This window comes from Marinifilum sp. D714, from assembly GCF_030851345.1.
Classification (GTDB): domain Bacteria; phylum Bacteroidota; class Bacteroidia; order Bacteroidales; family Marinifilaceae; genus Marinifilum.
The window spans coordinates 37,596-49,964 of sequence record NZ_JALPNU010000016.1; the positions used below are offsets into that span (position 1 = coordinate 37,596).

Consider the following 12,369-nt stretch of genomic DNA (forward strand, 5'->3'; position numbering starts at 1 on the left):
GATGAACAGTAGAGCAAAGAATTAATGAAGTACAAATCGTTTATCGACGATCTATTTTAAGAGAAGATTGACAATAGTTTATTTCTTCCACAAAAATTAACCATTGATCTTTGCTTGCCGTTCATTGTTAATTTATGCAATTTTTTAAAATCTTAAGCAATACCTATGAAAGTCCGATACATTTATTTGTTGCTGTTGACATTTCTATGTACAAATCAACTATCCGCAAAAAAATCGCCTGTTTTCCCTGTAAGTGAAATACCAGAAGAACTAAAAGAGAATGCTGATGCTGTAATTAGATTTGACGAGACAACTGTTGAAATCAATTCGATCTATAATTTAAAATACTCCTACAACAGAGCCATAACCATCCTGAATGAATCTGGCGATGAATATGCTGAAATTGTTGCATCCTATGACAAATCAATGCCTTTAAGCAATTTGCAAATTGCAATATATGATGCAGAAGGGAATTTAATCGAAAAAGTAAAATCCTCAGAAATAAATGACTATAGTGCCTCAGGTGAATCGATGTTTTCTGATAACAGGGTAAAACAATATGAAGCCGTTCAAAAAAATTATCCATATACAATTGTATATTCATACAATCAAACATTAAACGAATACACAAGCATTGCTGGTTGGTATCCTTATGATGGTTACAGATGTTCGGTTCAAGCAAGTACCTATAAAATTATAACCAGTGATCCATCTTGCTTCAAACACAAGCTTTACGGTGCAGTCATTGAACCCGAAAAAACAAATATCAAAAATAAAACATCACTATGCTGGAAAGCAAGTAATCTAAAAGCATACAAGTATGAACCCTATGCTTCGCCTTACTCAATTCGAGGACCACTGTTAATTTGTGCTCCTACAAAATTTCAATACGACAAAATTGATGGGAATACCAGCTCATGGAACGAATTGGCAAAATGGTTCTCTAAACTAAATCATGGTAGAGATGTTTTGGATGAAAATACCATTGCTGAAGTAAAAGAAATGGTAAAAGATTGTAAGACGGATTTTGAGAAGGTGAAAACCCTTTATGAATACTTACAAAACAAAACCCGCTATGTTAGCATTCAAGTTGGTATTGGTAGTCAACAACCATTTCCTGCACAAGATGTACAGGATAAGTCTTACGGCGATTGTAAGGCTTTATCGAATTACATGAAGACCCTTCTCAAGGTAATTGATATCCCATCCTACTACACCATTATCACATCGGCGAATAAACAACGCGATCTTGATACTACTTTCGTTAAAAACTTTGGAAACCACATCATATTAATGGTACCCTTACAAAAGGATACCGTTTGGCTGGAATGTACCAATAAATTCAGTCCGTGTGGATTCTTAAGTTCGAGTACCGACGACAGAACCGTACTAGCCATTAATGAAAAAGGTGGACATTTGGTTCGAACGCCAGAATATAAAATGGCAGATAATACCCAAAACAAAAGTGGGGAAATCATTATTAATGCCGATGGGACAGCTACTGCAAACATAACAGAAGAGTGCAGAGGCTTGCAATATTCATACCTGGCCGGACTTTCGCACCTAAGCCCCGAAGATCAGAAAAAGAAAATCTATAGTGATTTGGAGCTTCCTGATTTTAAAATCAAGAACCATGAAGTATCGAAAGAATTAACAAGAATTCCAAGTTCGGTTTTAAAGCTTGAATTGGACATCAGAAACTATGCTTCCAAATCGGGCGATCGTTTATTCATTCCTCTTAATTTGATCAACAGAACCAGTAGAGCTCCTAAGAAAATAAGAAATCGCGAAACAGACATCTACTATAAACGTGAATATTGTGATACCGATAGCATACAATTCATTCTACCGGATGGCTATGAAATGGAAAGTATTCCTGAAAATAAAGTGATTGAATCGGATTTTGGCAACTACTATAGTGAAGTGAAACAAGATGGCAACAAAGTGATTTACATCCGAAAAGTGGAATACAAAAAATTTGACTTGCCAGCAGAGCGATATGATGACTTAAGAAATTATAAAAAATCAGTAGTTAGAGCCGATAAGGCAAAGTTGGTTTTGAAGAAGATTTAAACAGAATAGTAGAATAGTAGAATAGTAGAATAGTAGAATAGTAGAATAGTAGAATAGTAGAAAGGTAAATTTTATATGCAAGTATGGCAAATATTAATCGCTTTGAGGACTTAATAATCTGGCAAGAATCCAGAGTTTTTGTAAAACTAATCTACAATTCTTTCAATTCACAAAAAGATTATGGATTCAAGGATCAAATTCAACGAGCTTCTGTTTCTGTGATGAATAATATAGCTGAAGGATTTGAACGATATTCAAATAAAGAATTTGTTCAATTCCTTCGGATTGCTAAATCGTCTTGTGCTGAAGTAAGAAGTATGTTATACGTAGCAGAAGACCTTAATTATATAACTCAAAACGAAGCAAGAGATCTAAGAGAAACAGGCATGAAGATCTCAGGTAGCATACAGAATCTAATTAAGAAACTTCAACAACGGCCTTAACTATTCTACCTTTCTACAATTTTACTTTCTTGCTTTTAATATTCCGGAAGTAGAAATGAAACACAAACCCCACCCTCTTTCAGGTTTTCAACATCTACTTTGGCCTTGTGAAGATCCATTACCAATTTAACGGCTACCAAACCCGGTGAAAATCTTTTGAATTCTTCGGTACGCTCGTTTTTTTCTAAATCAAAGAATCGGAAGGTATAATTCATCTCTCCTTCAACAAAATGCGTTCCCGCATCTTTTACAAATATTTTAATTTTTTGCCCCATTAATTCGGCTCCTACATACACTTCGGAACGCGATGGAGTATTTGTAATTGCATTCTCAATGATTTTCTCCATACAAACCAACAGTAAACGCTCGTCACCACGAATGATGTAGTTTTTTGGTATATCAATCTTCAATTTGATTTTGCGTTCTGTAATCAGCCCTTTCAGTTTATCAGCACTCGTTTTTACGATTTCATATACAGGCAGGCCTTGTACTTTCATTTCATAACGCTCGAATCGTAAGGCAGAAAGCAATAAGGCAATATCTGATACGCCAATCAACTTTTCAACCGCTTGTTTGATGAAGCGAACATATTTTAAGTTGGTTTTATTCTTGATCGAGAACTCCAACATATCCGCAAAACCCACGATGCCATTTAATGGTTCGCGCAATTCGGTTGACATTAAAGAAAGAAAGTCGTTCTTGGCATCCTCCAATTTTGACAACTGAAGGTTTGCCTCTTTTAATTCATTATTCGTATCCTGTAACTCCATGGTACGAGCAGCCACTCGCTCTTCCAATTGCAAATTCATGAACTTTAAGGATTCATTTTTATGCTTCAATTCGAGATGTGTATTTACACGGGCAATCAACTCTTGAGGATTAAAGGGTTTCGTGACATAATCCTGCGCTCCAGTTTCAAATCCTTTAACAATGTCCTCGCTGTCCACCTTGGCAGTAAGATAAATAATCGGAATATCCTTGGTTTTATCTTTTGACTTCAGATACTTGCAAACTTCATATCCATCCATTTCTGGCATCATGATATCCAACAATATCAAATCAAAACTATCCGCCACACAAAGCATCAAAGCATCTTTACCATTCAGTGCATACTGAATTTCATAAGAAGAATCGGAAAGGATTGCTTTTAAAACTTTTATGTTTTCGGGAATGTCATCAACGATAAGAATACGATGTTTCTTCATTGTTAAACTTTATTTGAAGGGGTTTAAGTTGTATTAATTGAGTTGATTACGAATAAGAACTTAAAGGGGGCTTATCCCAATCAAAGCATAAATATAACATATTAATCTTAAGTTTTGATAATAAAAAGGCAAAAAGTGGAAATGACAATTGGTAATTAATAATGAGCAATGAATAATTACAAGAAGTACATAGGGCTGTGTCTCTTTTTTTGCAGGATCGAATGGTCAAATAGACTAACAGTCAAATAGTCTAAATGTCGAACAGTCAAACAGTCTAACTGTCGAATGGTCTAATTGTCGAATATTGAAAACATTGTGCCATAGAAAAGTAGAAATAGTGGAAGGATAGAAAGGTAGAAAATCAAAAGGAGAAAGGAGAAAGTTTAAAGGATGACGTAAAAATAGGAATGCTTGACTTTGTAGGACAATTTGACTGTGTGACCATGTGACTCTACAGAAAAGTATTCAGCTTACAGCAGGCAGGTTTAACAGCAATTGGCTATTAATCATTAGTAAATATAGCCCCAGAGGGGCATAATCTTTATAGCCTTGGGTAAATAAGCAAAGCGAATGTAGCCCAAGGTATGTGGTTCATGCAAATATCGTCGCAACTACATACCCTTTATTAATGAAGATCGTTCACATGCGACGAAAGAAAATACAAAAAGGAGAAAGGTAGAATGGTAGAAAAGTGGAATAGTGGAAAGGAGAAAGTTGCAGTCATCCCGATCCCGAATGATCCCTTAGGTTTTGGGAGTAGGCTAAAGCCAAGTGGCTATGGAAACAGCAATGAATTTCCCAAACTCTTAGACTGTTAGACTTTTCGACTGTTTGACTGTTCGACTGCCTTTAGACGAATCAAACGTTTTCGATAATAAAATGACCTAATTTTACCATTAAAAATATAAGTTGACACATTTGACAGCTTGACAGTACAAATTATTTTCATACATTTGTGTGACACTACTTTTTTAAAACACTTACTACAATGGAAAACTTGCCAAAGGAAATAGCGGAAGCTATTAAAAATGGGGCGGCAGACAATCAATTGATTAAAATGGCCCAGGATCTTTTAGAGAATGGTGACCAGGAAAATGCCGCTAAAGTTTTGGATTTTTGTTTCTAAAGAAATAAATATTCAATAATAAAAGCCTCAAGGAATTTATCTTTGGGGCTTTATTCTTTTCCAATGATTCTCCACAAATAAAAAAGAACACAAATGGATCGCTACGGATTGTAAATTTTAACCACAAAGGCAAACCAAGGGAATTCACCAAGGACACAAAGGATTAAAGGCAGATCTTGATGATAGATATGATTTTCGCAGATAAGTTTTGTCTACAGATGAACTCAAATGAAGCTGTTTCGTAAAGAACCGTATGGTTTCAAAACAGTAATGTTCATTGTTAATTACTCAAGGCAGTCATCCCGATCCCGAATGGTCGGGAGAGCGATCTCTCTATTTAAATCCCAAATTCCAAAGCACAAATCCCAAGGATAAAGGATAAAGGATAAAGGATAAAGGAAGGAGATTTACGAAGAGTTCAAAGGTTTAGACGCAAATGTTGAGGATGGATATGATTTTCGCGGATAAGTTTTGTCCACAGATGAACACAAATGACAACATTCAGCTTCCAGCAAGCAGATCGAACCAGTTGTCACTCCAATCCCGGATGGGAGTAATTTCTAGCCTGCAATTGGTCATTTTAACAATGAGTAATGAACAGTTACATGCAATGCATTGGTTTGTGCCTCTTTTCTTACAACTACCTCACCCCAACCCTCTCCTCAAGGAGAGGGAGTTTGGAACTACGTTCTTATTTTCTTTAGAATATACAGTCAAATGGTCTAGAAAAGTCTTGAAGAGTGTACATAGGCTAATCCCGAAAGCTTTTTGGACAGTCACCGAGAAAAGGTATGGTCATTGGTCATTAATCATTGGTAAATAAAGCCCCAGAGAGGCGTAATCTTTATAGCCTTGGGTAAAGGAGCAAAGCGAATGTAGCCCAAGGTATATGGTTCATGCAAATATCGTTGCAACTACATGCCCTTGATTAATGAAGATCGTTCACATGCGACGGAAGAAAAATCCCAAGGATAAAGGATAAAGGATAAAGGAAGGAGATTTACGAAGAGTTCAAAGGTTTAGACGCAAATGTTGAGGATGGATATGATTTGTGCTGATGAAGTGTATTTCTACAACAATTATAAATGTCTTAGTATTTCTACGAGCTTTTGTTTGTCATCCCTTTTGAATGCCTTATGTATCATTGATTTTTCTCCAATGGTTTAAGTTATTTTAAAATTTATTTCAATTATCCAATATTTTTTTTTGCTCTTATCAATTTATTTTGTTTACCTTTATATTGTCTACAAATTAATCGGGATACCGATATTCTATTTATAAGGTTCTTTAAATGAGCCTAAATATATCTCACGAACATATATTTCCGCTTGTATTGTACTTTGCAGTTGTTGTAATTTATAAATAAGTATGATGTATAGCGTAAACTTATTGCTTGAAACAGGCAGATCTATAAGATCACCCATTGAAAGAAACTAAAAGTATCCGGTGGCTTATTGATTTTTTCATGCATACAAGTAGTATAAATGGAAGAATTTGTAGACAAACAGTAAGTCACCGGATTAAAATAAAGTCTCCCTAAATGAACAAATAAATTTTAATGTATCCAATATATAAAATTACTGCAAGAGATTGAAATGCTGCTGTTAATGCTAGAGAAGTGCCCGAGAGCAAGATGAAAGCCTGTGTTTGTAATACAGAAAGATTCGGGAATGATACAAAGCATATTGGTTTACGATACAGAGCAAGACGTTGAGGATACAAAAAGTTGCAGGGGTGATACGGCAGCCTTGGTTTATGACACAGAAAAGTGTGGGGATGATACAAATGGTGTATGCTGACCATACAGAGCAAGATGTTTACGACACAAAAAGTTACGGGGATGGCACAGCAACCTCGGTTTATGACACAGAAAAGTGTGGGGACGATACAAAATGTTTGTTGATGATACAGAGCAAGACGTTTGCGATTCAAAAAATTCTGGGGATTACACTGCTGACCCTGTTTATGACACAGAAAAGTTCAGTGACGATATAAAAGCATCTGTTTGGAATACAGAGCAAGCTGTTTTCGACACAAAAAATTGTGGGATTAGCACAGAAGTCTATATAACTGTTGCTTTAAACCACCAACTCTCTCAACTATCCAATGATAGCCTACTTGACGAACTTGTAATCGTCTAAAATACCACTTGTACATACCAATTATTTTTCATCTGACATGTTCCTGCCCATGCAGCACTTGTCATTAAAAACTACTCTAACAATGAAAAGAATTTTTTTTACTTATCGTGAAATGAAAAGAAGACTTGAGGACTTCTATAGCGCAAACCAGGCAAAAATTGATGCCATCCCTGTTCTGAAGGAAATCTTTGATGCCCTCTTTGCCAGCTTCAACAAGTTTGAACTGTCCTGGGAAATCCTCACTCAGGATTATTCGGGCTCTACCCTAAGCAAAAGGAATGTAAAAAATCAATTGGCCAAGCATCTCTCCAAATGCAATATGTTGATATACAACTATTGTATCAAAAATGAGATCACAGCAGAATTGCCAAATTTTAAAGGCAGTGAAGGCAGTTTGAATCGACTTTCGGATGAAAAGTTGATTAGTAGATGTGAATATAGTATTCAATACCTGGAAAAATTGGGTGAAACCATCAGTGAAACTGGCCTTGCAAGCCAGGATTTGGAAGATCTGAAAACCCTATTTACCAACTACGAAGCCTTGGCTCCAAGGCCAAAGGTTTTGATTGGCAAACAGAAAATTGCCCAACAAGACCTAAGTGAGGCTCATGCAGATGGTCTGCACATCATTCAGGAAAGGTTGGACAAGGTGATGGAATCGATGTTTGAGGATGCGGAACCCGATTTCTATCATACCTATGTGGAAGCCTCGGAAATTGAGAAGCCCAACTCTAGCACTCTGGCTGTAAAAGGTTCCATTTTGGACAAGAGCACCAAATTACCCGTTCCACAAGCTCACGTGATTATCGAATCCATCGATTTGGATCATGAGGTAAAAGGGAAAAAGGGAGGTTTTCGAATCAAAAAACTGGAGCCTGGTACTTATACCGTAAAAGTGGAAGCGGTTACCTACAAAAGCATCAGCCTGGATCTGATTCATAGACTGGGAGAAACCAATGTGCTGGAGATTGAACTTGAGACAGTCGAATGAATAGTGGAATAGTAGAAAAGTCGAATGGTAGAAAGGTAATTGTGCCTATCGCTAAAATCAGGGCTGACAAGGGGGTGCGAACTCTCAATTAGTAATGAATAATTAACAATGAGTAATTAAAAGAGGTGCATTGATTTGTATCTCTTTTTTTATAGACGCAGATTATTATGATTTTATTTCTTTGAATCCTGCAAAATCATTGCGATTACGGATGGCATATTCTGCTGTTATTTAAACTTCCCTATAGATGATTATTTATGATCTGGCCACTGCAATTTTCTGGTCATCCTGATTCCTATTGATCGGGAGAAGGATCTCTTCAATGTAAAGAGTGGAATTGTTAAAATGAAACGAACATGAATTTTAGCATTCTAAATTACACACACGAGAATGATTAAATTCATCGAGAGTTCCATCTAACCAAAAAATAAAATTTAAACAGATGAAAAGGTAGTAGCATGAAGAAAACAGATCCTTCACTATATTCTTCCGTTCAGGATGACCAGGTATTTTTGCAGTTAGCTCAAACTTGCAGTCATCCCGAGCTTGCAGTCATCCCGAGGAACCGAGGGATCTCTCAATTTAAACTCCAAAGCCCAAAATTCAAATTCCAAAACACAAAACCCAAAGCTCAAGAAACAAGGTCAAAGGAGAAAGGAGAAAGCTGCAGTCATCCCGAGCCTGTCGAGGGATCTCTCAATTTAAACTCCAAAACACAAAGCCCAAATCCCAAGGTGAAAGGAAGAAGATTCAAAAAAGACTCAAAGCATTTAGACGCAGATGTTGATGATGGATATGATATACACTGATCACTTAGGTTCTATATTTCGCAGACTGACAATCTTTTTTGAAAAGCTATCAGCTCACAGCATACAGCTTTCTGCAGGCAGCTTGAACCAGTTGTCATCCCGATCCCAAATGGTCGGGAGAGGCATCTCATGATATTATCCAAAAAACAAATATAAAGGAGAAAAGTGCGAAACAAAGTCATTCCGGGGTATCGAGGAATCCCTTCAAAAAAAAGACAGATCCTTCTCTGCGCTCAGGATGATCAGAAGTTTTTCTAGGCAGTTCGAGCCAGTTGTCATCCCGATCCCGAATGGTCGGGAGAGGGTTCTCTGTCAAAATACAAAGCCCGAAGAGTTTTTCTTCGAGCTTTCAACCATCGATTCCACGGGTAAAGAATTACCTGTTTGGAGAGGAAGATCGATAGTTTATTCTATTACCGCTGCGCGGAATTCTTTAATACGCTGCTCCTCTTCTTTTTTACAGATTAGCAAAACCTCATTGTCTTCTACCACAATGTAATCCTGTAGACCTTGAATTACAACCTTCTTGTCTTTGGGCATGTTTACAATGCAATTGTCCGCTTCAAACAAATGAACCTTCTCTCCTACTACGGTATTTCCAGCTTCATTTCTCTCACGTTTTTCCCAAAGTGATCCCCAAGTCCCCAAATCAGACCATCCAAAATCTGCCGGTTGAACAAAAATATTATTGGCCTTTTCCATCACTGCATAGTCGATAGAAATATTGGTACAGGTAGGGAACATTTCATCAATAAAGGTTTGTTCTTTATCTGTATTGTAGAACTCTTCTCCTTTTTGGAAAATGGCTGCCACCTCTGGCACGAAACTTTCAAAAGCAGAAAGAATACTTTTCAGTGACCACAAGAAAATACCTGAATTCCAGAAATAGTTGCCTGCTGCAAGATATTTTTTGGCGGTTTCTAAGTTTGGTTTTTCTTTGAAGGCAGAAACCCTACGCACACCCCCTTCGGTTCCCCCTAAAGGGGGAAAGTCAGCCTGCGCACCATTTTCTGTATTTGGCATTATCTCATAAGATTGACCTTCTGAGCCAATGTGCACTCCTTCCTTATTATTAATTATTAATTGTTCATTATTAATTGAAGGCGAAGCCGCTTGTATGTACCCATACCCTGTTTCAGGACGATGTGGCTGAATTCCCAAAGTTAATAAGGCATCATTATTTGCAGTAAAGTCCAAGCCATTTTCGATAATTCGGATGAATTCAGACTCATTGGTAATCAAATGATCCGAAGGAGCTACAACGATGTTTGCCTCAGGATTTAATCCTTTGATTTTATAGGCGGCATAGGCAATGCATGGTGCTGTATTTCGCATACAAGGCTCCAACAGAATATTGCCCTCTAACAATTCCGGACATTGGTCCGTTACCAATTGCTTGTATTTGGCCGATGTTACAATTAGGATGTTTTCAGCCGGGGCAATGGTTTTAAACCGCTCTACAGTTTGTTGCAACAAGCTCTTGCCTATGCCCAAGACATCCAAAAATTGCTTTGGTTTTTCTTCTGTACTCATGGGCCAGAAACGGGAGCCTACTCCCCCAGCCATGATGATGATGTAGTTGTTATGATTCATTTTGTAGTTTTTTTGTAGTGTGATAATTTTTTCTGTCATTGCGAAAGAACGTCCCTTCATCTGTCATTGCGAAGGAACGATAGTGAGTGTGGCAATCTGTTGAAAATTGTGTTGTCTTTTGTGCTAGCAGAAATACCGTATTCGAACAGATTGCTTCGTCGTCGTTCCTTCTCCTCGCAATGACAGTTTTGAATGGACAATGACAGTCATAATTGATCAAACAAATCCTTCCATTCCGGATTGAACTCATTAATCAAATTCAACTTCTTTTGTCTTGAGCCAGCTTTTATTTGCTTTTCTCTTGCAATGGCTTCTCCTATATCAAAAAACTGCTCATAATAAACCAAATGGTCTACATTATATCGAGCAGTAAATGACTTAGAGTTTAACTTTTCTTTATGCTGATCTACACGTTCTTTCAAGTTTGAAGTCACACCAGTATAAAGAACTGTTCGGTTCTTGTTGGTGAGAATGTATACTTGATAGGTACGGTATTCCATTATTACTCTTTATTCGGACAGATCACTTCGCTATGCTCGTGATGACAGGTGTTATTTGTCATTGCGAAGGAACGATAGTGACTGAAGCAATCTATCAACTATCAGTAGTCCCTCTATTATGCATTCTGCCTATTGCGAACAGATTGCTTCGCTGCGCTCGCAATGACAGAATAATTGGGCAGATTGCCGCGTCGTCATTCTTCCTCCTCGCAATGACAGTTCTATTTTAGGTAATGCTCATACATCAACTTGATTCCCTCTTCCAATTCAATGGTATGCTTCCAACCTAAATTGTGAAGTTTAGAAGGATCAGTTAGTTTACGCATGGTTCCATCTGGTTTTGTGATATCAAACTCAATGATGCCTTTGAAGCCAATTTCTTTTTGAATTGCTTCGGACAATTGACTAATTGAAATTTCTTTTCCTGTTCCGATGTTGATGTGGGTGTTGCGGATTTCCTTATTCGAAGAGATTGCCGCGGTCGTTCCTCCCTCGCAATGACAGGAAGAGCTCGCAATGACATCTGCAAAATTGCGATTCTCCAAAAGGAATACACAAGCATCAGCCATGTCTTCTGACCATAGGAATTCACGCATTGGTTTTCCAGTACCCCAAAGGTCAAGTTTTACTCGATTCGAAGAGATTGCTTCGTCCGCTATCGCTCCCTCGCAATGACAGATACCGTATTTATTTAATATCTGAAGAATATCCTCATCGCTAGCATTTCCATCAACTCCTTCCACTGGTCTTCGGTTCAAGTCTTCACGAATGGTATCCCAGTTTTGATCCTCTAATGCTTTTGCCAAGTGAATTTTACGAACCATTGCTGGCAATACATGAGATGTCTCCAAATTGAAATTGTCATTTGGTCCATACAAATTGGTAGGCATTACCGAAATAAAATTGGTACCATACTGTAAGTTGTACGACTCACACATCTTTAAACCTGCAATCTTTGCAATGGCATATGGTTCATTGGTATATTCCAATGTATCGGTCAACAAACAATCTTCGGGCATTGGTTGTGGTGCCATTTTCGGATAGATGCAAGTAGATCCAAGGAACAACAATTTCTTCACTCCATGTACATAGGATTGGTGAATCACATTGTTTTGAATCTGCATGTTTTCATAAATGAACTGACCTCGATACGTGTTGTTCGCAACAATTCCTCCAACTTTTGCAGCAGCCAAAATCACATACTCCGGCTTCTCTTCTTCGAAGAATTTATCTACATCAGCTTGATTCGTCAAATCCAATTCCTCTAAAGAGCGAAACAGCAAATTGTTATAGCCCTTAGAACGAAGGTTCTTGGTTATTGCAGAACCAACCAGACCAAGGTGGCCTGCAACGTATATTTTGCTTTCTTTATTCATGTCTTCTGTCATTGCGAGCGAAGCGAAGCAATCTGTATAAGATACTACTTCGCTTCCTCTAATTATTCTGTCATTGCGAATGAACGAGAGTGAATGAAGCAATCTGTCGCCA

Annotated in this window: 10 protein-coding genes; 6 read left to right on the plus strand and 4 right to left on the minus strand. The window is 37.6% G+C overall.

Features of this window, described 5'->3' with window-relative positions; all coding sequences use genetic code 11:
* The first annotated feature begins 165 nt into the window (after positions 1-165).
* Both M0051_RS14045 and M0051_RS14050 read left to right on the plus strand, forming a co-directional pair.
* Positions 166-2,073, plus strand: coding sequence for a DUF3857 domain-containing protein (locus tag M0051_RS14045; protein ID WP_306742139.1), 1,908 nt, complete (start codon positions 166-168; stop codon positions 2,071-2,073).
* 83 nt (positions 2,074-2,156) lie between these two features.
* On the plus strand, positions 2,157-2,516 hold the full coding sequence (locus M0051_RS14050; RefSeq protein WP_306742140.1) for a four helix bundle protein: 360 nt from the start codon (positions 2,157-2,159) through the stop codon (positions 2,514-2,516).
* 35 nt (positions 2,517-2,551) lie between these two features.
* Here the strand turns inward: M0051_RS14050 and M0051_RS14055 are convergent, their stop codons facing one another.
* On the minus strand, positions 2,552-3,721 hold the full coding sequence (locus M0051_RS14055; RefSeq protein ID WP_306742141.1) for a hybrid sensor histidine kinase/response regulator: 1,170 nt from the start codon (positions 3,719-3,721) through the stop codon (positions 2,552-2,554).
* Positions 3,722-4,709: 988 nt separating this feature from the next.
* On the opposite strand from M0051_RS14055, the gene M0051_RS14060 reads away from it, so the two are divergent.
* The 4 genes from M0051_RS14060 to M0051_RS14075 all read left to right on the plus strand — a co-directional run bounded on the left by M0051_RS14060 (position 4,710) and on the right by M0051_RS14075 (position 8,788).
* Complete coding sequence (locus M0051_RS14060) at positions 4,710-4,847, plus strand: hypothetical protein (protein WP_157471414.1); 138 nt, start codon at positions 4,710-4,712, stop codon at positions 4,845-4,847.
* 1,670 nt (positions 4,848-6,517) lie between these two features.
* Complete coding sequence (locus tag M0051_RS14065; protein ID WP_306742142.1) at positions 6,518-6,646, plus strand: hypothetical protein; 129 nt, start codon at positions 6,518-6,520, stop codon at positions 6,644-6,646.
* 424 nt (positions 6,647-7,070) lie between these two features.
* On the plus strand, positions 7,071-7,979 hold the full coding sequence (locus M0051_RS14070; RefSeq protein ID WP_306742143.1) for a carboxypeptidase-like regulatory domain-containing protein: 909 nt from the start codon (positions 7,071-7,073) through the stop codon (positions 7,977-7,979).
* Positions 7,980-8,437: 458 nt separating this feature from the next.
* Complete coding sequence (locus tag M0051_RS14075) at positions 8,438-8,788, plus strand: hypothetical protein (RefSeq protein ID WP_306742144.1); 351 nt, start codon at positions 8,438-8,440, stop codon at positions 8,786-8,788.
* Between the two features lie 405 nt (positions 8,789-9,193).
* Here M0051_RS14075 and M0051_RS14080 read toward each other — a convergent pair whose 3' ends face one another.
* From M0051_RS14080 to M0051_RS14090, 3 genes are all read right to left on the minus strand, one after another.
* Positions 9,194-10,381, minus strand: coding sequence for a mannose-1-phosphate guanylyltransferase (locus M0051_RS14080; protein ID WP_306742145.1), 1,188 nt, complete (start codon positions 10,379-10,381; stop codon positions 9,194-9,196).
* Between the two features lie 206 nt (positions 10,382-10,587).
* Positions 10,588-10,881 carry a GIY-YIG nuclease family protein gene (locus M0051_RS14085; protein WP_306742146.1) on the minus strand — a complete coding sequence of 98 codons (294 nt, stop codon included), beginning with the start codon at positions 10,879-10,881 and terminating at the stop codon, positions 10,588-10,590.
* Between the two features lie 221 nt (positions 10,882-11,102).
* On the minus strand, positions 11,103-12,257 hold the full coding sequence (locus M0051_RS14090; protein ID WP_306742147.1) for a GDP-L-fucose synthase: 1,155 nt from the start codon (positions 12,255-12,257) through the stop codon (positions 11,103-11,105).
* Positions 12,258-12,369 lie beyond the last annotated feature (112 nt).